This is a genomic window from Streptococcus sp. Marseille-P7375 (genome assembly GCF_902460365.1).
Lineage (GTDB): Bacteria > Bacillota > Bacilli > Lactobacillales > Streptococcaceae > Streptococcus > Streptococcus cristatus_I.
In genome coordinates, this window is record NZ_CABPTR010000002.1 from 286,405 (window position 1) to 308,395 (window position 21,991).

Here is a 21,991-nt window from a genome sequence, read left to right on the forward strand (position 1 = left end):
TGATATCTCAGAATTCCAAATTCCTTTGAGTGCCTTTAATATCCCCTAGCATAATACTCTTGACAAACCTTAGTCAAAAACAATTAACGACTTAATAGTCTTCCGCTCATCCATATCTTTATAGGCTTGGTCAATCTCTTCCAGTTTATAGCTGGAAGTAAAGACGCGGCCTGGATTGATGTCGCCATCAAGGACTGCTTTCAGTAAGAGTTGCTTGTCATAGGTAGTGACAGAGGCCGCACCACCTGCCACTGTGATGTTTTGAGCAAAGGTGGAACCAAGGGCACGATTATTATAGTGGGGAACACCAACAAAGCCTAATCGGCCGCCGTTGTGAAGGACTCCAAGCGCTTGATCGACAGCTGCTTCTGTTCCGACACATTCAAGCGCAGCGTCAGCACCGCCGCCGAGGATTTCACGCACCTTGGCAACGCCTTCTTCGCCACGTTCAGCGACCACCGCTGTTGCTCCTGATTCAAGCGCCATCTTTTGTCGGTCTTCGTGACGGCTCATGAGGACGATTTGGGAAGCTCCCCGCATCTTAGCCGCGATAACAGCACATTGTCCAACAGCGCCATCTCCGATGACAACTACCTTGTCGCCTGGTTTGACATCTGCCACACGCGCCGCATGGTAGCCTGTCGGCATGACATCAGCCAGCGACAAGAAGGACTTAAGCATCCCTTCTGAATAATCTGACGGCTGACCCGGAATTTTCACCAAAGCCCAGTTGGCATACTTGAAGCGCATATATTCTGCTTGCACCCCATCTGACCAGTTATTGCCAATATGCCGGTCACAAGTCCCGTCATATCCTGCTCGGCAGGCATCACAATCCCCACATCCATGAGTAAAGGGAGCAATGACAAAATCGCCTGCTTTCACAGTCGTTACTGCCTCACCGACTTCCTCGACAATCCCAATCGCCTCGTGTCCACTGTTCATGCGCCCAGGCTTCACCTGCTCATTTCGATAACTCCACAGGTCAGAGCCGCAGACACAGGTCCGAACAATACGGATAATGGCATCATCTGGATCTAGAATTTGCGGATGATCCATTTCTGCTAGTCCAACTTGACCAGCCTTAAGATAAACTGCAGATTTCATTGCTTTTCTCCTTGTGTTTTGCTAACTATATTATATCACTTTTCAGAGACCTAGCCTAAGGGAAGGTAAAAGAGTTGCGTGACAATTTTCTTTCCCAGCAAGCCCTACCCATCACTTTTTAAAGCCGCTTTCTTAGTCCTCACTAGCTGAGGCCATACTCCAGCAATAGCTGCTGAATCCATCAAAATGACCTCTAGCGTGACTCGGCTAGAGGTCTGATTCACCTTGCTGATATGGGAGCAATCAGTTTATTCCATTCGGAACTGACTAACAATGATTGTTGATTATTAAATTTTTAATTCCTTTAAGCGCTAATGATTTTCTTTTATCTTAGCATTAGAAATATTAATCACAAAGCAACTATCGGTTAACATCTCGAAGACTGAAAACCATCTAAAAGCTTCTACTTTCTATCCCACTGTCATAATCAGATAGGCTAAGCAGGCCTACCCAATGATCTAACCAATAGTCCAGTAAAGCAACGACTTATATGTTACAAATAAATATATCAGCAAAGCAAATCGAATGCGAAATTAAGTTTTTCCTTTCCCTATCTTCACTTGTATTATACTCCTTCTACCAAAAGATTGCAAGCGTTTACGCTATGGAGTTTGAAAAAATTTAACTAAAAAGAATGAACATAAAAAAGTAAAGGAGACCCTAAGATGAGGTCTCCTTTAGACTATAGTTGATTTCTACCAGCTACTATATATAATACAGCATAACCTTATTTCTCGTCGTCTTTATGAAGCATATTTTTAACACCTTCAATAGCGCCTTCAACTGCATCTTTTGCATCTTCAGCAACTTCTTTGACTTTAGAAACAACTTTTTCAGCTGCTCCTTCTTTTTCAAGTTTTTCGTCACCGATTACTTTCCCAACACCTTCTTTGACAGCGCCTTTAGCTTGGTTGAATTTTTCTTCTGTTGACATAGCTATGTCCTCCTTTATTTCTTTTTGTTTTTAATTAATGTACGCGAGCTTTTTCACTTGATGAAGCAGCATCTTTAACAGCTTCTACACCTTCACCAACTTTTTCTTGAACGGCTGAAAAACCACCGCTAAGACCAGATTTTGCTTTTTCGAATTGCTCTGAAGCAAATTCTCCTGTTGATTCAGCAACATCTGTCACTCGATCTTGAAGGCTAACTGAGTCAGCTTCATGTTGTTCTTTCGTTTTAATATCAACAACATTGACATTTACTTCAACAACTTCCAAATCAGTCATCTTAGAAACTTCCGCCACAACAACATCTTTAATTTCCTTGTACAAGGCAGGAACATTCTTTTGATATTCCACTACTACGTTCAAATCAACAGCCACTTGTTCTTTCCCAACTTCAACATTAACACCATTCGTTACGTTATCAGTATTAATCAATTTATCTGCTAAATTAGAGAAGAAGCCACCATCAACAGCTAGCAAACCTGAAACTTTCTCTAAAGAGAGACCAATGATTTTTTGAATGACTTTATCTTCGTAAGTCAATTCACCTTTTACTTCATGAGTTGCTTGCGCAACTTCCTTTTTAGCAACATCTTTAAAATCTTTATTTGTATTTGACATAAGAAACTCCTTATTATTTATTTAATATATTTTTTTGTTGTATATAATATCCGATTCCTGCTCCTATGGCAGCGCAAATCAAGACAAATAGTGTCTTAAAGAAGCCAAAGGATAGGATAAAGCAGGCTAGAACACCGCCCGCTAATCCAGATAGGATTAGATATTGATATTTTTTAAACCATTCCATTTTGGTACTTCCTTACTTTACACGACTAGTATTTTTTTTAGCCTGCGATTTTGGTTTGAAATCTGATACAGAGATTTCAAGCTTGACATCATGATTGAGACCGAAGAATTCTGTTAATCCAGTAGCAATTTCTTCTTGAATCAACTGACTTCTTTTGATGATGTTTTCTGACGGAACAATTGCTCCTTTAACAGAAACCATACATTTGTTTTTCCGGCTATTTACGGAAACTGTAGGATCTTTAATAAAATCATGGTCTGTCACCAGACTACGAACAAATCCTTCTATCGCTGAATTTTTCAGTATCAGTTTACCATCCGCATCAGCTAACTGAATTTCCAAACGTCTCTTAGGATAAAAAAGTATCACTAACATCAGCAACAATATTAAGCTTGCTAAAACCAGTGTCCCCCAGAAAACATATCTAGATAGATAGTATCCTACAAACGGAATCTTTTTCCAAGTGAATAACTGGAGGCCTAAACCGCTAACTTTATGAAAATCTAGTAAAACAGGAATCAAAATCGTCAAGATTAAAATACAGAAAATAAGGGAAAGTATTTTTCTTGATTTTGACATATTGAATCCTTTCATCATTAAATTATATTTGTACAAAAAGCAATTCTATGCTTTCTTTCCTACAAAAAACGATACAACTGCAACTACAATAACCGCACCAATGATAGAAGGAATCAAAGCCATGCCAGCCAAACTAGGTCCCCAAGTTCCTAAAAGAGACTGACCAACAGCTGAACCAACTAAACCTGCAACAACGTTGGCGACAATTCCCATAGAACCGCCTTTTTTTGTTATTGATCCAGCAACCAGACCAATAAGCCCACCGATAATAATTGACCACAACATAGTGATTCTCCTTTCTAAATCAAAATTATTTAATATTATTTTTGATTAATATAATTATATAATTTTCCAAATTGGAAACATAATAATTCAGCTTGGTTTTCTTACCGTTTATCTGTACTATAGATACAAAAAGATAAAAATTCCTTGTTCTACAGGCTTTTATAAGCATTTTTAGATATATTTCAGAGTTATTAAACGAGATTAAATGTATAAAAATATGGTATAATTTCCTGATAATAAAAACACTATATAAAGAAAGATATTATTTTAATGCGAGAATTACTGTCTAAAAAGAGTCACAGGCAATTAGAACTATTAGAACTACTATTTAAAAACAAACGCTGGTTTCATATTTCTGAACTGGCTGAACTATTAAATTGTACAGAACGTTCAGTAAAAGATGATTTATCCCATGTTAAGTCCTCTTTTCCCCAATTGATTTTTCACTCGTCCACTAATGGCATACGTATCATTAATACTGATGATAGTGATATTGATATGGTCTATCATCATTTCTTTAAGCATTCAACTCATTTTTCAATTTTAGAATTCATCTTCTTTAACGAAGGATATGAAACTGAGAATATTTGTAAAGAGTTTTATATAAGCTCTTCCTCACTCTATCGTATAATCAGTCATATTAACAAAATCATAAAAAAGCAATATAATTTTAAAATTAGTCTCAATCCTGCTCGAATCATTGGAGATGAGATTGATATCCGTTATTTTTTTGCACAATATTTTTCGGAAAAATATTATTTTCTTGAATGGCCCTTTACAGATTTTTCAGTAGGACCTTTGTGTAAGCTGTTAGCACTGGTATACAAAGAAACTGTATTTCCTGTCAATTTCGCAACTCAACGAATGTTAAAATTGCTCCTCGTTACGAATTTATATCGAATAAAGTTTGGCCATTTCTTGGAAGTTGAGAAAAATTCTTTTAACAATCAATTGTTAGAATCTTTCATGCAGGCAGAAGGAATTGAAGACATTGTAGCGAGCTTTGATTCTGAATATCATATCTCTTTGAATAAAGAAGTGATTGGTCAACTATTTGTCTCCTATTTTCAAAAAATGTTTTTCATTGATGAAAATTTATTTATGAGCTGCGCAAAAACAGACAGCTATGTAAAAAATTCGTATCAATTATTAAGTGATTTAATTGTTCAGATAGAAAGCAAATATAATCTTAAAATTGACAATAATGATAATCTTATTTGGCATTTGCATAATACAGCACATCTGCACCGTCAGGAACTATCTACAGAGTTTATCCTATTTGATCAAAAAGGGAATACCATCAAGAACTTTCAAAATATTTTCCCTCAATTTGTTTCAGATATTAAAAAAGGAATTGAACATTATCTAGAGACTCTTGGTATCGATAATAATTCAATGAAAGTCAATCATCTATCTTATACTTTTATCACTCACAGCAAACATTTAGTGCTGAATCTTTTACAAAATCAGCCTAAATTAAAGGTTTTAGTCATGAGTAATTTTGACCAGTATCATGCAAGATCAGTAGCAGAGACACTTTCTTATTATTGCAGTAATAATTTTGAACTTGAAGTTTGGAATAAATTAGAATTATCAATCGATTCTTTAAAAGAATCACCCTATGACATCATCATTTCTAATTTTATTATCCCACCGATTGAAAACAAGAGGCTGATTTATTCCAACAACGTTAATACGGTTGAGTTAATATCCTTACTTAACGCCATGATGTTTATTGGAATAGATGAGTGAGCAAGATTTTCATAAGATAAAAAACCGCAATCTAGCGGTTTTTATTGATTTATTTGAGAAAATGTTAAAAAAAGATACAGTCCTGTGGAAAACAGAACTATATCCGTTTAATAACTATTCACTGCTTATTCCCTTTGTCAGCCTTACAAAAAACTGGTCAACTTTACTCAAACAAACCATAATAGTCCGCTATGGTCATCTTGGCTTTTTCTTCTTGCTTGAGATCTTGAATGATTTGCCCTTCCTTCATGACAATCAGTCGGTTGCCGTATTTGAGAGCATCCTCCATTTGGTGGGTAATCATGAGGGCCGTCAGCTGGTCTCTGCGGACAAAGTCGTCAGTTAGCTCCATAAGGGCAACGCTAGTCTTGGGATCCAGCGCTGCTGTATGCTCGTCCAAAAGAAGCAATTCTGGACGCTTAAGCGTCGCCATGAGCAGACTCAAAGCCTGTCTCTGACCACCCGATAGAAACTCAATCGGCGTATCCAAGTGTTTTTCCAGACCATTGCCAATTTTATCGATAGTCTCCTGAAACTCCTGCCGATAGCTATTCAACCGACGAGGGACTAGACCGCGCGATTCGCCACGAAACTTGGCAACCAGCAAGTTTTCCGCCACTGTCATCCGAGGGGCCGTTCCCATCTTGGGATCTTGAAAGACACGCGACAGATATTTAGCTCTCTTTTCAGGAGAAAAGTTGGTCACATTTTCGCCCAAGATGTAAATGCTACCGCTGCTCAGAGAGAGCGTACCGGCAATCACATTAAAAAGAGTTGACTTCCCCGCTCCATTGCCACCCAAAATCGTGATAAAATCATGCTCATGAATCTCCAGCGACACATCGTTTAGGATGACCTTTTCTTCATCAAAGCCGTTATTGACTCGCTTGCTGGCATTTTTTAATTCTACAATCGCTGTCATTTGCTTAACTTAGCTCCTTTAAAGAATGTATTTTTCAAGGTCGGAATCATGAGGCAGACCGCCAAGATAACCGCACTGTAGAGACGGAGATAGCTCGTGTTGAAGCCAAGAGCAATGACACCCCAAATCAGAAACTGGTAGGCAATGGCACCAACCACAATGGTAATCAGGCGTTCAGCCAAGGTCAAACCCCTAAAAAGTACTTCCCCGATAATCAGGCTGGCCAAGCCGACGACGATAACCCCAATTCCACGGGACACATCCGCATAGCCTTCCTGCTGGGCAATCAAAGCACCAGACAAGGCAATGACGCCATTAGACAAAATCATGCCCATCAATTCCATGCGGCCAGTATTGATACCGAAACTACGCGCCATATCAGGATTGTCCCCAGTTGCGATATAGGCCTGCCCTAGCTTGGTATCTAGGAAAAAGAGTAGGGCTACAATGACCAGGCTGACAAAAATCAAGCCTGTCAGGAAATTGTTAATTTCTCCAGAGAAGGGCAAAAAGTCCTGAATCTGCTGAGTTCCCAGCAGACCTAGATTAGCCCGCCCCATGATCATAAGCATAATGGAATGGCAAGAGGTCATGACCAAAATTCCTGACAGCAGGGTCGGAATCTTGCCCTTGGTATAGAGAAGCCCGGTCGCCAAGCCTGCCAGACAGCCCGCCAACACCGCAGCCGCCGTCGCCAAGAAAGGGTTCACCCCCTTGGTAATCAAGGTGACAGCTACCGCCCCACCTAGTGGAAAGGAACCTTCCGTAGTCATATCTGGAAAATTCAAAATCCGAAAAGTCATGAAAATCCCCAGACCCAAAATGGCCCAGACCAGACCTTGTGAAATAATGGAAAGAATCATCTTATTGTCCTAACTAAATTAAAATCGTATTCTATTTTAACACAAAAAAGCAGCCAATTTCAATGCCGAAATACCGACAGATAAATTGGCTTTCCTAGGTAATTACTGAACGACGGTCATTCGCCCTGTAGCAACGTCATATACCGCTCCTGAGATCTCTACATCATCTGGGATTAGGGGTGATTGGCGGAGAAGCTCCACGTCTTCCCGCACACTTTCCTCCACATCTGTAAAAGGAAGGAAATCCTGACCGCTAACATCAACGCCCAGCTCTTGATTGAGAAAAGCAGTAAATTCTTCATTTTTAAAAGTCTGTGCGCCACAATCCGTATGGTGCAAGACTACAATTTCCCGCGTGCCCATCTGCTGCTGCGAAATAACTAGCGAGCGAATCATGTCCTCTGTCACCCGACCGCCAGCATTGCGCAGGATATGGGCATCTCCTAGCGCCAGCCCCAGAGCTTGAGCCACGTGGAGTCTGGAGTCCATACAGGTCACGATTGCGACCTTGGTCTTGGGCTTAATCGGCAGGTGGGAGGTTCCATGCAGGTCCACATAGGCTTGGTTGGCCTTCATAAAGTTTTCAAAATAGGACATTCTTTCCCCTTGCTAGAATTTATTTGATATTCAAACCATTTCCTACCATCTTATCATCTTTTGGGTATTTTGTCAGTTTTCAGATCTAGATAAATCAAAAATGTCCGTTTTTTATAAAAAAAATGAAAGAAAAATGCAAAAAAGGTGCGGAAATTCATCCACACCTTTCTATGAACCTTTTGCGATATAGCGGCTGAGTGAGCCCGCAAAGCTTTGAAGATTGAGACTTTGAACATAGATTTCTCCAGTGCCTCGGAAGGTGTTTACAACTCCCTCTCCCGTTCCGATCGACTGCCAGAAACCATTTTCTAGATGGATATTATAATCCAAAGACTGACTCCAAGCTACGACATGGGCATTGTCAATGGTTACTTCTTGGTTATTTAGCTCAATTTTCCTAATCGATCCATAGGCATTGGCCAAGAGAGTGCCCTGACCTTGAGTCGTCATGACGAAGAGGCCACCTTGACCGCCAAATATCGCCTTGCCAACAGACTGGCGCTCCATCGTATAGTAAGCTGTACCATCCAGAGCCAGAAAGGCACCGTCATTGAGCCGGTACTGCTTTTCTCCCAGATAGAGAGGGATAACTTGGCCGGGAACTTCTGGTGCTAAAGCTAGGAAACCATTATCGGACTGGGCGACAGCTTGGGTGATGAAGGTACTTTCACCCGACACCATGGAACGGCCGACTGCCTTAACAAAGCGGCCCAAACCTGAACCGTTAGCATTGAGCTGAGTGTTCAAGGTTACATTAGGCGTGTGATAGACCATACTGCCACGCTGGATAAAGACTGTCTCTCCTTGATTGAGGTAGAGGTCAACGAGTGGAAATTGCATGTTGCTATCCATGGAAAATTGCATAAGAGTTCCCTCCTTGTTTTTAAGAAAATTATAGCAATAATAAAATATTTTTGCAATCTAAAACAAAGAAAATCATCCAGCAAAGACTTTTTTCAAGACTTCCCCAATTGTTGTCACACCGATGACTTGGATATTGTCTGGAACTTTGAGGCCATTCAGAGAGTTTTTGGGAGCATAGACTTTGGTGAAGCCCAGTTTTGCTGCTTCGTTGATGCGCTGCTCGATGCGATTGACTCGACGGATTTCGCCTGTCAGGCCAATTTCACCGATAAAGCACTCTTGAGGATTGGTAGGCAGTTCCTTGTAGCTGGAAGCAATGGCTACCGCCACCGCCAAATCAATGGCTGGCTCATCTAGCTTGACACCGCCAGCTGACTTGAGGTAGGCATCCTGATTTTGCAGGAGAAGGCCTGCCCTCTTTTCCAGAACCGCCATGATGAGGCTGGCTCGGTTAAAGTCCAGTCCAGTCGTGGTTCGCTTGGCGTTGCCAAACATGGTCGGTGTCACCAAAGCCTGCACCTCAGCTAAAATCGGCCGCGTTCCTTCCATGGTCACGACGATAGAAGAGCCTGTCGCACCATCCAGCCGTTCTTCCAGAAAGACTTGACTTGGATTCAGCACCTCAACTAGCCCGCCAGACTGCATTTCAAAGATACCAATCTCATTGGTCGATCCAAAGCGGTTCTTGACTGCTCTCAAGATACGGAAAGTATGCTGACGTTCACCCTCAAAATAAAGCACGGTGTCCACCATATGCTCCAACGTTCGGGGGCCAGCTAAAGTTCCTTCCTTGGTCATGTGACCAACGATAAAGGTCGCAATATTATTGGTCTTGGCCAGTTGCATGAGCTCGGCTGTCACCTCGCGAACCTGAGAAACAGAGCCTTGAACACTGGAAATTTCTGGTGACATCACCGTCTGTATAGAGTCGATAATCAGAAAATCTGGCTTGATCTTCTCAATCTCCGTGCGGATGTTTTGCATATTGGTCTCGGCGTAGAGATAAAATTCACTGTCAATATCACCGAGGCGTTCCGCCCGCAACTTAATCTGCTCAGCTGATTCCTCCCCGCTGACATAAAGGACAGTGCCCTGATGAGAAAGCTGAGTGGACACCTGCAGAAGCAGGGTAGACTTCCCGATGCCAGGATCCCCGCCAATCAGGACCAGACTGCCAGGCACGACTCCTCCACCCAGCACACGATTGAACTCATCCATGTCCGTCTTGGTCCGGTTGACATCAATCGAAGTGACCTCAGCCAGCTTCATTGGCCGAGTCTTTTCGCCTGTCAAGGAAACACGGGCATGCTTGACTTCTGCGGCTTCTACTTCCTCAACAAAAGAAGACCAAGAGCCGCAGTTGGGACAGCGACCTAGGTATTTGGGCGAATGGTATCCACAATTTTGACAGACAAAGGTCGTTTTTTTCTTAGCGATGATAAACCTCTTTCTATATCTCTATCTCACATTCAATCACTTGGCAAAAATCAATCTGCTGATCAGGCACAAACTGACGGATCAGCATGCGATGGGCTACAAGGACTACTATCTGATAATCTCGATACTTTGCCATACAGTCTACAAAACGAGCCTTCATCTCCTCAGCCGTCTCATACTGAATAGGACTACTGGGGAGCAAGGCACCATTATTTTCTAAAAACAGGCTTCGAGCTTTTTCAAAGTTCCCTCTTCCCGTTTGATAAACCTGCCATTCGTGTAGCAAAGGCTCCACTCTCAAAGGAAGGCCAGTGGCACAAGCCACATAAGATGCCGTTTCTAAAGCTCGCGTCATTGCAGAAGCCACCAGCAAATCAGCTGAACGCAGTAAAGGATGCTGGCAAAGTTCCTGAGCCTGCCGTCTTCCCTGCTCAGATAAAGGCGCCAAATCCAGACCAAAGCCAGTATAAGAACGCTCCTCTAACTCATGGTAATCAGGCTCACCATGGCGCACAAAGATCACTTTCATCTCAATGCCCAGTAGAGCCAAATCCGCCTGTCCGCACACCGTCGGCTACATCCCCATCCGCAATTAAAAATGGTGCAAAGACAGCCTGGACCACACGTTCACCAACTTCGAGGACGACTTCCTGATCTGTGATGTTTTTCATCTGAGCAAAGATATGCCCTTCATTTCCAGGATTGCCGTAGTAGTCACCATCAATAACCCCAACGGAGTTAATCAAGACCAGGCCTTTTTTACGAGGGTTAGACGAGCGGTCATAGAGGTAAAGCACCTCACCCGGCTGCATATAGGCCTTGACACCCGTCGGAACCAGCTTAATCTCCCCCGGCACAATGATGGTGCGCTCTGCTACTTTCAAATCATAGCCCGCTGCGTGAGCCGTCTCTCTCTTGGGTAATAAATCTTCATTTGGAAAGCTGGAAACCAGCTCGAATCCACGAATTTTCATACATTTCTCTTTTCTATTTTTACTGTCCCTATTATACTAAATTCGCAAAAAACAAGCAAAAAAACCGCCGATTGGGCGGTTCTCCTTAGTATAAATCTTTGACGACCTCTCCATCTTCTAGATAGGTAAACTGCTCCGTCAAATCTGATGTGAAAACCTGATACATTTCCTTAAAGCTCACGGCCAGCGAGTAGCGGTCAAGGTCTTTGCGGTCAATCCAGAATACCTCGCCTTCGTCGGATGAAACCAGTTCTCCCTCAAAACGATTGGTCTTGTAAAGAAAAACGATATAGCGCTCATCTTTTTCAGTATAAAACTGCTTGACACCACACAAGCGAGGCTCATAGATCGTCAGACCCGTTTCTTCCTTGATTTCCCGTATCACCGATTTGACAAAGGACTCACGATGTTCAACATGGCCGCCTGGAAAGCATAGTCCCGTCCAATCATCATTTACTTTATTTTGCACTAAAATGCGGTCCCCATCGTAAACCATACACATATTTGTTAAAATAACTCGTTCTGCTCTTGACATCTCTGCTCCTCCATCTACCGACCGATTCGCTCGGCCTGCTGTGACTCATTATAACATAAAAGTGAGCAAATTGATGAAAATCCAGATTTCTCAGCCTTTCCAGCAAAAAAACCGCCGATTGGGCGGTTCTTATAGGGAGATTATTATGAAAAAGAAAAGTTTTAGGATTTCATCAAACAAAGTTAGGAGGTCTTCATTTGATGGTTATATTATATAAAGCTTATCTTAAAATTAGCTAAAAATAATTTTAGATTTTATAATTCTTGCAAAAGATATTGAAATAGCTCTAAATTGCCCTTTTCTTCGTTGATCAAAAACTCTGGATGCCACTGAAGGCCGATGATACGACTGCCATCCACAGCCTCAATCGCTTCGATAGTATTATCCCTTGGGTCAAAGGCAGTTGCTCGGAAATTAGGCGCCAAGTCCTTGATGCTTTGGCGATGGACAGAATTGATCTGGCTGGCTTGACCAAATAACCGCTCCACAACACTGCCTTTCTCTGTGCGAATGGAGTGCGAAGTTCCAAATGGTTGCCCCTGCCAATGATTGTCAATTTGCTGATTAAGCGTGCCACCAAAAGCAACGTTGACCAACTGCAGACCGCGGCAGATAGCCAAGACGGGCTTACCCTGACGAATAGCTTCCTTTAAGAGAGCTAGCTCAAATTCATCGCGAGCCAGATTGTAATCATCGCTATCGATGGCCTTTTCTTCCCCATAAAACTGCGGATGAACATTTTGACCGCCTGATAGGATCAGCTTATCAATGGTTTCTATATAGTCCTTGACCAGACTTTTATCCCCAACAGGAATCACCATAGGCAGACCACCGACTAGCTTGATGCTTTCGGCAAATTTGCAAGATACAGACGAATGAATATTTTTGCCCGCCTGATCCACTGGACAAAGATTAGCCGACACTCCAACAATTGTTCTGCACATAGATGATCCCTCCTTAACTTAATATAGAATATCTTACCATTCCGCCTCTCAGTCGTCCAATAGTATTTTTTAAAGCTGGCCATAAAAATTTTTTATGTCAAGAACAGTTTTCCACAAAAAGAGATATAGTAGCGACAGACAAGAAAAAATCAGCAGAAGTCCGCTGATTTCATTTTTCTAATTCGAGCATAACGCTGACTGCGGTCAAGGCATACAGCGGAGCGGTTTCAGCCCGCAGAATACGTGGGCCTAGACCTGCTGAGACAGCGCCTACTTGGCCAAAGGCTGTTATTTCCTCTGGCGATAGACCACCTTCTGGTCCGAAGATAAAGAGCACTTTTGCGCCGGTTGCCAAGCCTGACAGAGCCCGGACTAGTGCTGCAGATTCTCCTTCTTTGGCCGATTCTTCATAGGCCACGATGATGCGGTCAAAGTCTGCCAAGGCTGCCAGAAAATCGGCCTTTTTATCAAATAGCCGAATCTCAGGAATCAGATTGCGCTTGCTCTGCTCAGCTGCTCCCTGAGCAATTTTCTCCAGTTTTTCACTCTTTTTGGCCAGCTTTTTGCCATCCCACTTAGCCACCGACCAGGCAGCTGGGAAAGCCCAGATAGCACTGGCTCCTAGCTCCGTTGCCTTCTGAGTGATAAACTCTAACTTATCACCCTTGGGAAAGCCTGAAGCAATGGTCACTTGAACCGGCAGCTCGGTATTGTCCGCCAGCTCCTCCAAGATTTCCAAGCTCTGCTGACTGGGGTCCAATACCCGGGCCAGCCGTTTCACGCCATCATCAAAGACCAGTGTGACTTGGTCGCCCTCTTTGAGCCGCATGACTGAAAACATGTGTTTGGCCGTGTCCTTATCCGTGACCACCAGAGGAGACTGAGGACTTCCTTTTATAAAATACTGTTGCATCTAACCACCTATCACGCCTGAAATGTCCTGCGTTTTCTTAAAGACACAGGCATTCCATTCGCCCTGAATCATATGCGTTTCCAGGAAAAATCCTGCCGCTTCTGCTGACTCGCGCACCATTTCCCACTTCTCAGAAATAATCCCACTCATAATCAGATAGCCCTCATCCTTGACCAGACGATAGGCATCCTCTGTCAGATGGATGAGAATATCAGCCAAAATATTGGCAACAATGACATCCGCCTCGATTTCTACACCTCGAAGAAGATCCCCCGGCGCCACATGGATATTCTCCATACTGGGATTGAGCTCAATATTTTCCTGCGCCACGCGCACCGCCACCTCGTCTAAATCATAGGCGTAGATGTCCTTAGCGCCTAAGAGAGAGCTGGCAATAGAGAGAACGCCACTACCTGTACCTACATCTAACACCGTTTCTCCGCCACGCAGGACCTGCTCCAGCGCAAAGAGGCTCATCTTGGTCGTCGGGTGAGTACCCGTACCAAAGGCCATGCCAGGATCCAGTTTAATAATCTTCTCACCAGCTGTCGCCTCATATTCCGTCCAAGACGGCACAATAGTCAAGTCATGGGTGATCCGAGCTGGCTCAAAGTATTTCTTCCAATTGTCCGCCCAGTCTTCCTCAGCCAGTTCCTGCCGAGTCAGCTGAATATCTCCCGTCTCCAAGCCGAAGCCATCCAGCTCAGCCAGACGCTTATTGGCCTGGGCCGCAACAGCCTCTATATCCACCGAATCCGGGTAGTAGCCAGTAATCCGGACCCGATCGCTCTGCTCAACTTCTGGAAAAAGCTCACCATACTGGTCGACCTGTCCCAGATAATCTGCGCTGTCATCGATAGCCACACCCTGACTGCCCAGCTCAATCAGAATATTCGAGGCCGCTTCCTCCGCCTCACGCTTCACTTCAATCGTTAATTCCTGCCAAGTGTCCATTATTAAATACCAGGCCCGTAAAACATAAAGCCAAAATAGGAAATTCTCTGACGACGTTTGTGTCTATGAGAACTTTAACATTTGGCACAGTGTTTAGGGCGGGTTCAGTTTAGAAATTTAACTGAACGATCCTTTCTTTGTTTATTTCATTGTCTTCGTCATGTAAACCATATCCATGCCCTCTTTTTCAGGCTCCGTATGGGTCTGATGATAGCCATTTTTCTCATAAAAAGCCACCATGCCTTTATCCTGGAAAACCGTACACAAATCCCATTGCGTAATGGTGGAGAATGCCTCCTCAATCAGACCAAGCCCCTCAGAACCATATCCTTTATTCTGGTACTCTGGCAAAATCGCTACTGTTCCAATCCAGCCTGCTGTCTGTTCGTCATTTGTATTCAATCGGATAAAGCCCAGAATCTTCTCGCCGTCTTTGACAAAATAATAAAAACTATTGGGCCGCTCAACCAGCTTCCAGCGAATTCGCTCTCGCTCCTCCAGATAAGGATCATATTGATCCTGATATTTCTCATAAACGGCCTTAAAACTCGCTCGCTGAATGGCAATAATAATCTCTAAATCCTCAGCGCCTGCCCGTTCAATATAAATCATACTCGCACCTCCAAATAATCACTCAACCTGTCCTGCAGCTGCGGAATAACCTTGTCATCTGCTAAAAACTGGCTCACATCCATCATCTGATAAACCTGGCCCTCATCACCAAAGACAATGCTGGCACATTCTTCCTGAGTGATGGTTCCCACCATAAAAATAGAGGTTTTGTCAGGATCAAGCATTCCTTGATATTCCTTAACCCAGAGAATATCTGCTTCTTCAAGCTTCAAACCAAGCTCTTCAAAAACCTCTCGTTGGACGCATTCAAAAGGCGTTTCCTCGTCCTCTCGGCCACCGCCCGGTAACTCCCACATATTGGGCCAAGGAATGGTTGAAATATCGTCTCGCAAGATAGTCAGCAGCTTGTCATCACTGAGCAAGGCAATCTTGCAGCCAGAAAATTCCATCTGTGTGTGCAGCAAATCTAGTCCTTCTGCATTTTCCATAAGCGCCTCCTAATACCTCGGATAAGGATAAAAGTCTGTCTCAGCCAAGTCAGCTCTGCCATTTTCAAAAGCCTCTACATTCCAAGCTAGCTCAAACTCTGCTGCCTCTGGATCTGCTAAGAAGTCCATGAGCGCATCGAGGCCAGACTCAGCTGTTTGGCTTAGGAAATCCACGAAATAAGCCAGAAACTCCCGTGACAGGCCCTTCTTCGGCTCATAGGGCAGGGCAGCCAGATAGTCCTCGGCCTCAAAACGAGACTTGACCGGATTATAGAAAAGCACGGCTTCCTCAAAGTAAATATCCTCAGCCGAGGCATTGCCCTCAGCATCAACTGTCTCAATCCCTCCTGGATTTTGCACCTCAAGGAGAAAGGCCACTTCCACCGTGTGGTTCTTCTTGTCCCAGTTTATCTCATAGTCAAAAGGAAAGCTCTTCCCCATTTCCTCGTCCAATATCTCCAAAAAACCGTACTTAGCCATGATTTCCTCTTTTCATTGTGATAAAATATTACTATCTACAATAGTAACACAAAAAGCCAAGAAAAACACTTGCAGAAAGGAAATCTTATGCCAGAAAACCTCGCCCTACGCATGCGACCGACCAGCATTGATCAAATCATCGGCCAGCAGCATCTGGTCGGACCTGGGAAAATCATCCGTCGCATGGTTGAAGCCAACCGCCTGTCCTCGATGATTCTATATGGACCACCCGGCATCGGCAAAACCTCCATCGCCTCGGCTATTGCCGGCACAACCAAGTTTGCCTTTCGGACCTTTAACGCCACCGTAGATAGCAAGAAGCGCCTGCAGGAAATCGCTGAAGAAGCGAAATTTTCCGGCGGACTGGTGCTCCTGCTAGATGAAATTCACCGCTTGGACAAGACCAAGCAAGACTTTCTGCTGCCACTATTAGAAAGCGGTCTGGTCATCATGATTGGGGCGACGACGGAAAATCCTTTCTTTTCTGTCACCCCTGCTATCAGAAGCCGGGTTCAGATATTTGAGCTTGAGCCCCTCAGCAACGACGACATTCGGACGGCCATTCAGCTAGCCCTGACAGACAAGGAGCGAGGATTTGATTTCCCAGTGGAGCTAGACGATGAGGCTCTGGACTTCATCGCCATCTCTACCAATGGAGATTTGCGCTCCGCCTATAACTCGCTGGATTTAGCGGTGCTTTCTACCCCAGAAGATAGCAAGGGCATCCGCCATATTACACTTGATGTGATGGAAAACAGCCTGCAAAAGAGCTATATCACCATGGATAAGGACGGGGACGGCCATTATGATGTCCTCTCTGCTCTGCAGAAGTCCATCCGTGGCTCCGATGTCAATGCTAGCCTCCACTACGCAGCTCGCCTCGTTGAGGCAGGAGACCTACCTAGCCTAGCTCGACGCTTGACCGTTATCGCTTACGAGGATATTGGTCTGGCAAATCCTGACGCCCAAGTCCATACCGTTACAGCTCTAGAAGCTGCCCAACGGATCGGCTTTCCTGAAGCCCGTATCCTCATTGCCAATATTGTCATTGATTTGGCGCTGTCGCCCAAGTCCAACTCAGCCTATGTGGCCATGGACAAGGCCTTAGCTGACCTACGGAGGAATGGAAACCTGCCCATTCCCCGCCACTTACGCGACGGCCACTATGCCGGCAGCAAGGAATTGGGCAACGCACAGGACTATCTCTACCCTCACTCCTATCCTGGCAATTGGGTCAAGCAGGACTATCTACCCGACAAGATAAAAGATGCCAATTACTTCACGCCTAATGAGAATGGCAAATACGAGCGAGCCCTTGGATTGACCAAGAATAAGATCGATGACTTAAAAAAATGATGGCATCGTTTGCAAAAAATCACATTTTTCTCTTGAATTTTTCAAAATTTATGGTATTATAATTATAGAAACGCTGTGGTGTACGACTTCACACTTAAGTGTTGACCGACTATTTTTTGTATTATTAGGGAAACAAAAGACTTCTAACAGCGTGCAAGCCGTGTCACGCGGAAGCAGCTTCAGTTAGAGCGAGTTGCCCACCTGCTTAATTGCGCGGGTTCAATACAAATCGTGAAGGTCCGGCACCAATACAGCTTTTTCTCTTGCCTCCTTAGCTCAGTTGGTAGAGCAGTAGACTCTTAATCTATGGGTCGCAGGTTCGAGCCCTGCAGGGGGCATAGAAAGTATGACTAAGAAAGCCTATTCTGTAGGCTTTTTTACTTGCTCTGAAATCATTCTGCCCCATCATTTGCCCCACATTTTTTATTAGCAATCTTTCCAAACATCTCTTATTTGATTAAATTCTTCAAAAATTTTCTCTTCTAAAGTGTATCCATACACTTCTACCAACATCGAAATATCTCTATGCCCTAGAATTTTTGCAATAACTCCAAGGTCAAATCCTTTGTGCCAGAGGTAGCTTCCATAGGTGTGGCGTGCTCCTTTTGTCGTGATAATTGGATAAATGTTCAACTCATTTAAGAGAACACTCAAAGCTTTATTGACACTTGCAATATCTGGTACCAAGTGAATATATCCATAATGCTGAAAAATCATTTTATACCTATTCTTGATTCCTAGCTCTTTATTAGCCTTCTCCTGTTCAATTTTTAGGACTTGTAATATCTTAATACATTCTTCGTCTATCGGTACCATCCGAATAGACGTTTTATTTTTTGGAGGGACAAATTTATGAGAAAGGGTATTAAACCTCCTATATGTTTTTAGCAGTCCTCTGTCAAAGTCAACTTCATTCCAAGTTAACGCTATTAACTCTCCAAACCTCATGCCTGTTTTTAATAGAAAATAGACAATATAAGGAACAATTGAACGTTGGTAATCAAATTTTCTCTTTACTGCTAAAAGTAAATCCAGATAGTCCTTTTCTGTATGTAAATATTTCTCTTCTGTCATCTGTTGTTCTTTGGATGAAAATAACTCGACATGTTGTGTAAAATCATCTATTAGAACTTTGTCTGCAATTGCCATTTGGATGCTCTGATGAATCCCAGTATACAATCTACCAAGAAAATTTCTACCAACTGTTTGTCCATACTTATTCATAATTCTTTGGTATTCACTCGCACGAATTTGAGTGACTTTTTTATTTCCAAATAATCTTTCAATTGTGTTTTTACGGAGAAGATATTTTTTCTTTGTCTCTTCCGACCTACTACTCGGTAGAATTTTTAGTTCAAGCCATTCTTGATACAGATCTACAAGAGAAATATCTCTAGAAATTCTTTTTCCTAAACGAAGTTCTTGCAGAATCGGTTCAGCTTCTGACTCTGCAAGTTTTTTTGTTTTAAAACCGCTATTATGAACAACAGTTTTCCCTTCGCTACGAATTTCATAGGTCCATAAATTACTATCTCCTCGCTTTCGATAACGAACACTTGCCATATTACGCCACTTCAGTTCCTAGAATCTCATTTACAACACTTTTTGGAACAACCATCAAACGTTTGCGATTATAAAATGTATAGCCTCGTGAGACAAGTAATTCTCTTGCCTGATGAATGATATCATTTGCTGTATGAGGGCGATAGCCCATTTCAATTAATTCTTTGTTACTAATTAAATTATTGTCCATAGTTATCCTCCTTATTTATTTTCTAAATTCAGAAACTCGCCTACAAGTAGTTGTAATTCTGCATTTAATTTAGGGAGATTCTGTATTAATACTTCTTTTAATTCTTCCGCAAATTGGTTCGTTTCTTCTCTCAATAGTTTGCGGACTCTTGTTTTTTTCTTTTTGATGCTGTCTGATTTTAAATTTGGAAAAGCCAATGATAACAGTTCAGGATTGTTGAGAAAGATAATTGTAAATGCTCTTTGCTCCACTCGAATATGATCTAGCTTATAAAAACCGAAATTATCAAGTCTACTCATAATATCTTGGACCATCTCCTCACCAATCGCTTTGGTTCTGAGTTGGAACTCTAGTCTCCACCAAAACGGATTTACACCCAAATCTAGCTTCTCTTGGCGCTTGTGAGCAATGATTTCTTTATTCTTATCATATAACCTAACTTGTACATTACTACCGCTAGAACCCCAATATTTCATCTCTAATTCGCCCCCTCGACCATAGAAGACCTTATGGGTAACACCACCTTTAATATGTTGCAAATTAACGATTTCAGGCCTATTGAAAATATCAAATGCCAAATCAAAACGAGACAATCGTACCGTCAATGAATTCAATCTAGCAAAGTACATTAATTGCCTCCATACTTTCATCCCATCAAATTCTTTTAAAGTATTAGGATTGAAATCAATTCTTATTAATTGTTCATTTCCATAAGTGGATAATTGAAAAAATATAATATTGATCGAATCATACTCATTAAAATCCTTAGCTAAAGTAAAGACATCATCTCGCACGTTATCATGTATTTCAAATGCGTCAACTCTTGTACTTATTGCCTATTTCAAATTTTTAAAAATTCGTCTTAGCGAACCAGTGTCTGTATCCCAGATAACCGTTAATCTATCAATACTGACATCTAGTCGCTGTACTAATTTTCCTACATCACATTGTTCCTGAATGTTTCTTAAATCTTGTATAGAGACCAACAAAATTGCCCCCCTTTTTTTAGATTTTTTGGCTCTCAGAAACGCCGTCAAATCAACGTTTACCCGTTCCGTTGTTCTTTGGACGTTGTCCTAAGTGTACCTTTTTGCTGGCTGTTAGAATAGCCAGCTTTTGCTTGGTAAGAAATTGTGTGGACGGCAGTCTGCAGGACTTCGCCTGACTTCCCGTCAGGCGAAGTCCCTTGCCCTTGTCCACTCAATTTCTAGCACCAAGGCTTCTAATAGTCATAAGTCGTGGTCTCGTCCTCAAGTCCTTCCTCACTATTACTAAACTAACATACCTTTTTGTGTTATTTATAACTTATTTTTAAGTTATAAATATATTTTATAAAAAACATTTTAGTTAGTCAACTAAAAACTTGATTTGTAAGTTTATAGGTGATAAAATAAGTTAAAAATAAAAGAATAGGAGTTTTCCATGACCTTTATTATTCAAAATTTTGGACCCAATTTGGCACGCCTACGCATAGAAAAAGGAGTAAGTCAAACTCAACTAGCTGAAGATTTAGGAATTGGTAAACAGTCCATCTCTGATTACGAAAAACAAAAAAGCTATCCTACCTTTGCAAATTTGGATAAGATAGCAGAATATTTTAATGCAACTCCAACCCAACTCTTTGGAACGAGTAAAGAGATTGAGTTAGAAAAGAGTGTTCTTGAATCTAATGAATACTCTGATAAAGTAAGTGAGATTTTAAAAGCTGTCAAATACATCGAAGATTTTCTAGAAACTGATGGACAGTACTTAGAGGATTTACTTTACTTAACAAGAGGCAACCAACTATACACAGAAGATGGAGATGAGTTGTATATTGATCCAACTTCTCAGAAAAGAACACTTCATAACCAATATGAACCTGGTTTTATTGTAGCAAGGGATAAATCTCCACTAGAACTCTTAATTGAAAATAAGGAATTGTTTGATAAATAGAAAAAGCGAGGATAACCTCGCTTCAGATTGAAGTTAAAATCTTTAGAAGACACTTTTATAAGGACTTTGTCTTCAATCTGTGAAAAGGAGTGAAAACTCCTTTTCTTTTTGTAAGTCAGACTGAAACTTCCAAATTGTTTATTTATTTTATTGACATTTTCTATAAAAATAAGTACAATAGTTTTATTAGCAAACTATACTATACTATATAGAGGGTATTGAAATGAAATTTTCTAATCGTTTACTGCTATTCCTTGCAGGAGTTGTTTTTGTCCTTTTAGGACTTTTCCTATTTACAAACCCAGTAGCTAATCTTGTTGCTTACAGCTGGTGGATTGCATTTAGTTTACTGGTTTCTTCTATAGCAGCTATTTTAGGCTATTTCTCTGCACCAAAAGAGCTTCGCTCACCTGTTTATCTTTTCCAAGGATTTGTTAGTCTTCTCTTAGCTCTTTACCTCGTTGCTTATGGCTTTTTGACCCTGCCGGTCGTCATTCCGACCATTGTAGGAATTTGGTTAATTGTAGAAGCCATTATTGCTTTCTTTAAAGGCAATCGTCTAGGATTGATTTTCCCTATTATTGGTAGCAATATCACGTGGGTAGCCTTGCTTGAATTTTTACTAGGTCTAGTGATTCTGTTCAATCCAGTGGCTACAGGTGTCTTTGTCGTTTATGTCATTGCCTTTGCATTTTTAGTTACTGGCTTCACCTACATTATTGAGGTCTTTCGTAAATAGTCTAGTTGCTATTTCTATCGCATTCAAAAAAGCTGGGAAATCATATTCTCAGCTTTTTTGTCTCTTTAATTATCACTTTTTCGCATTCCATTCTGCGTAGAATTGCTCCAAGTATTCTTCCAAAAAGTGATGGCATAGTGCTCTAGCATTCGATAAGTTGCAATAATAACCGGTCGAGAACGGGGC

At 42.0% G+C, this 21,991-nt stretch carries 26 protein-coding genes, 1 tRNA gene, 1 other RNA gene and 1 pseudogene; 6 read left to right on the forward strand and 23 right to left on the reverse strand.

What is annotated here, in order from left to right:
• Positions 1–69: 69 nt before the first annotated feature.
• From FZ954_RS06860 to FZ954_RS06885, 6 genes are all read right to left on the reverse strand, one after another.
• Complete coding sequence (locus FZ954_RS06860; RefSeq protein WP_148877840.1) at positions 70–1,107, reverse strand: alcohol dehydrogenase catalytic domain-containing protein; 1,038 nt, start codon at positions 1,105–1,107, stop codon at positions 70–72.
• A gap of 727 nt (positions 1,108–1,834) precedes the next feature.
• Positions 1,835–2,041 carry a CsbD family protein gene (locus tag FZ954_RS06865; RefSeq protein ID WP_005591616.1) on the reverse strand — a complete coding sequence of 69 codons (207 nt, stop codon included), beginning with the start codon at positions 2,039–2,041 and terminating at the stop codon, positions 1,835–1,837.
• Positions 2,042–2,075: 34 nt separating this feature from the next.
• Positions 2,076–2,675: an Asp23/Gls24 family envelope stress response protein gene (locus FZ954_RS06870; protein ID WP_005591615.1), complete on the reverse strand. Its 600-nt coding sequence runs from the start codon at positions 2,673–2,675 to the stop codon at positions 2,076–2,078.
• Between the two features lie 13 nt (positions 2,676–2,688).
• Entirely contained in the window at positions 2,689–2,862 is a 174-nt protein-coding gene (locus FZ954_RS06875) for a DUF2273 domain-containing protein (protein ID WP_005591614.1), read from the reverse strand.
• A 12-nt stretch (positions 2,863–2,874) separates the two neighbouring features.
• A complete protein-coding gene (amaP, locus tag FZ954_RS06880) occupies positions 2,875–3,441 on the reverse strand; it encodes an alkaline shock response membrane anchor protein AmaP (protein ID WP_148877841.1) in 567 nt (188 codons plus the stop codon).
• 45 nt (positions 3,442–3,486) lie between these two features.
• The gene (locus FZ954_RS06885; RefSeq protein WP_015605856.1) at positions 3,487–3,726 is read right to left on the reverse strand and encodes a GlsB/YeaQ/YmgE family stress response membrane protein; all 240 of its coding nucleotides are present in this window, start codon (positions 3,724–3,726) and stop codon (positions 3,487–3,489) included.
• A 270-nt stretch (positions 3,727–3,996) separates the two neighbouring features.
• On the opposite strand from FZ954_RS06885, the gene FZ954_RS06890 reads away from it, so the two are divergent.
• Positions 3,997–5,478, forward strand: coding sequence for a M protein trans-acting positive regulator PRD domain-containing protein (locus FZ954_RS06890; RefSeq protein ID WP_148877842.1), 1,482 nt, complete (start codon positions 3,997–3,999; stop codon positions 5,476–5,478).
• A gap of 163 nt (positions 5,479–5,641) precedes the next feature.
• On the opposite strand, the gene FZ954_RS06895 is transcribed toward FZ954_RS06890, so the two are convergent.
• From FZ954_RS06895 to FZ954_RS06970, 14 genes are all read right to left on the reverse strand, one after another.
• Positions 5,642–6,400: an ABC transporter ATP-binding protein gene (locus FZ954_RS06895; RefSeq protein WP_148877843.1), complete on the reverse strand. Its 759-nt coding sequence runs from the start codon at positions 6,398–6,400 to the stop codon at positions 5,642–5,644.
• The gene (locus FZ954_RS06900; protein WP_148877844.1) at positions 6,397–7,263 is read right to left on the reverse strand and encodes an ABC transporter permease; all 867 of its coding nucleotides are present in this window, start codon (positions 7,261–7,263) and stop codon (positions 6,397–6,399) included. The genes FZ954_RS06895 and FZ954_RS06900 overlap by 4 nt, the downstream gene beginning before the upstream one ends.
• Positions 7,264–7,365: 102 nt before the next feature.
• Entirely contained in the window at positions 7,366–7,860 is a 495-nt protein-coding gene (locus tag FZ954_RS06905) for a carbonic anhydrase (RefSeq protein ID WP_061908850.1), read from the reverse strand.
• 168 nt (positions 7,861–8,028) lie between these two features.
• Complete coding sequence (locus FZ954_RS06910; protein ID WP_005591607.1) at positions 8,029–8,724, reverse strand: TIGR00266 family protein; 696 nt, start codon at positions 8,722–8,724, stop codon at positions 8,029–8,031.
• A gap of 72 nt (positions 8,725–8,796) precedes the next feature.
• Positions 8,797–10,164 (reverse strand): DNA repair protein RadA, encoded by a 1,368-nt coding sequence (radA, locus tag FZ954_RS06915; RefSeq protein ID WP_148877845.1) that lies wholly within the window; start codon positions 10,162–10,164, stop codon positions 8,797–8,799.
• 10 nt (positions 10,165–10,174) lie between these two features.
• The gene (locus FZ954_RS06920) at positions 10,175–10,690 is read right to left on the reverse strand and encodes a histidine phosphatase family protein (protein ID WP_187423340.1); all 516 of its coding nucleotides are present in this window, start codon (positions 10,688–10,690) and stop codon (positions 10,175–10,177) included.
• Between the two features lies 1 nt (position 10,691).
• Positions 10,692–11,135 (reverse strand): dUTP diphosphatase, encoded by a 444-nt coding sequence (locus FZ954_RS06925; RefSeq protein ID WP_148877847.1) that lies wholly within the window; start codon positions 11,133–11,135, stop codon positions 10,692–10,694.
• An 85-nt stretch (positions 11,136–11,220) separates the two neighbouring features.
• Positions 11,221–11,670: an 8-oxo-dGTP diphosphatase gene (locus FZ954_RS06935; protein ID WP_148877848.1), complete on the reverse strand. Its 450-nt coding sequence runs from the start codon at positions 11,668–11,670 to the stop codon at positions 11,221–11,223.
• Positions 11,671–11,924: 254 nt separating this feature from the next.
• Positions 11,925–12,614, reverse strand: coding sequence for a gamma-glutamyl-gamma-aminobutyrate hydrolase family protein (locus FZ954_RS06945; protein ID WP_005591601.1), 690 nt, complete (start codon positions 12,612–12,614; stop codon positions 11,925–11,927).
• Between the two features lie 169 nt (positions 12,615–12,783).
• Positions 12,784–13,527 (reverse strand): 16S rRNA (uracil(1498)-N(3))-methyltransferase, encoded by a 744-nt coding sequence (locus tag FZ954_RS06950; protein WP_148877850.1) that lies wholly within the window; start codon positions 13,525–13,527, stop codon positions 12,784–12,786.
• Positions 13,528–14,481 (reverse strand): 50S ribosomal protein L11 methyltransferase, encoded by a 954-nt coding sequence (prmA, locus tag FZ954_RS06955; protein WP_187423341.1) that lies wholly within the window; start codon positions 14,479–14,481, stop codon positions 13,528–13,530.
• Between the two features lie 141 nt (positions 14,482–14,622).
• Positions 14,623–15,093, reverse strand: a complete 471-nt coding sequence (locus FZ954_RS06960) for a GNAT family N-acetyltransferase (protein ID WP_148877852.1) — start codon at positions 15,091–15,093, stop codon at positions 14,623–14,625.
• Positions 15,090–15,542, reverse strand: coding sequence for an NUDIX hydrolase (locus tag FZ954_RS06965; RefSeq protein ID WP_148877853.1), 453 nt, complete (start codon positions 15,540–15,542; stop codon positions 15,090–15,092). The genes FZ954_RS06960 and FZ954_RS06965 overlap by 4 nt, the downstream gene beginning before the upstream one ends.
• A 9-nt stretch (positions 15,543–15,551) precedes the next feature.
• On the reverse strand, positions 15,552–16,022 hold the full coding sequence (locus tag FZ954_RS06970) for a DUF3013 family protein (protein WP_148877854.1): 471 nt from the start codon (positions 16,020–16,022) through the stop codon (positions 15,552–15,554).
• A gap of 87 nt (positions 16,023–16,109) precedes the next feature.
• Between FZ954_RS06970 and FZ954_RS06975 the strand changes: the two genes are divergently transcribed.
• The 3 genes from FZ954_RS06975 (at position 16,110) to FZ954_RS06985 (ending at position 17,716) form a co-directional block, all read left to right on the forward strand.
• On the forward strand, positions 16,110–17,378 hold the full coding sequence (locus FZ954_RS06975) for a replication-associated recombination protein A (protein ID WP_148877855.1): 1,269 nt from the start codon (positions 16,110–16,112) through the stop codon (positions 17,376–17,378).
• Positions 17,379–17,445: 67 nt separating this feature from the next.
• A non-coding RNA gene (gene ssrS, locus FZ954_RS06980) (6S RNA) lies at positions 17,446–17,639 on the forward strand.
• 4 nt (positions 17,640–17,643) lie between these two features.
• Positions 17,644–17,716: transfer RNA gene (locus tag FZ954_RS06985), tRNA-Lys, on the forward strand.
• A gap of 88 nt (positions 17,717–17,804) precedes the next feature.
• Here FZ954_RS06985 and FZ954_RS06990 read toward each other — a convergent pair.
• The 3 genes and pseudogenes from FZ954_RS06990 to FZ954_RS07000 all read right to left on the reverse strand — a co-directional run bounded on the left by FZ954_RS06990 (position 17,805) and on the right by FZ954_RS07000 (position 20,120).
• Positions 17,805–18,941 carry a site-specific integrase gene (locus tag FZ954_RS06990; RefSeq protein ID WP_148877856.1) on the reverse strand — a complete coding sequence of 379 codons (1,137 nt, stop codon included), beginning with the start codon at positions 18,939–18,941 and terminating at the stop codon, positions 17,805–17,807.
• Position 18,942: 1 nt separating this feature from the next.
• Positions 18,943–19,131 carry a DUF3173 domain-containing protein gene (locus FZ954_RS06995; RefSeq protein WP_000369785.1) on the reverse strand — a complete coding sequence of 63 codons (189 nt, stop codon included), beginning with the start codon at positions 19,129–19,131 and terminating at the stop codon, positions 18,943–18,945.
• An 11-nt stretch (positions 19,132–19,142) separates the two neighbouring features.
• Positions 19,143–20,120 (reverse strand): annotated as a pseudogene (locus tag FZ954_RS07000) (replication initiation protein).
• Between the two features lie 433 nt (positions 20,121–20,553).
• On the opposite strand from FZ954_RS07000, the gene FZ954_RS07005 reads away from it, so the two are divergent.
• Both FZ954_RS07005 and FZ954_RS07010 read left to right on the forward strand, forming a co-directional pair.
• Positions 20,554–21,066, forward strand: a complete 513-nt coding sequence (locus FZ954_RS07005; RefSeq protein ID WP_002919839.1) for a helix-turn-helix domain-containing protein — start codon at positions 20,554–20,556, stop codon at positions 21,064–21,066.
• Between the two features lie 223 nt (positions 21,067–21,289).
• Positions 21,290–21,805, forward strand: coding sequence for a DUF308 domain-containing protein (locus tag FZ954_RS07010; protein ID WP_002896717.1), 516 nt, complete (start codon positions 21,290–21,292; stop codon positions 21,803–21,805).
• The last annotated feature ends 186 nt before the right edge of the window (positions 21,806–21,991 follow it).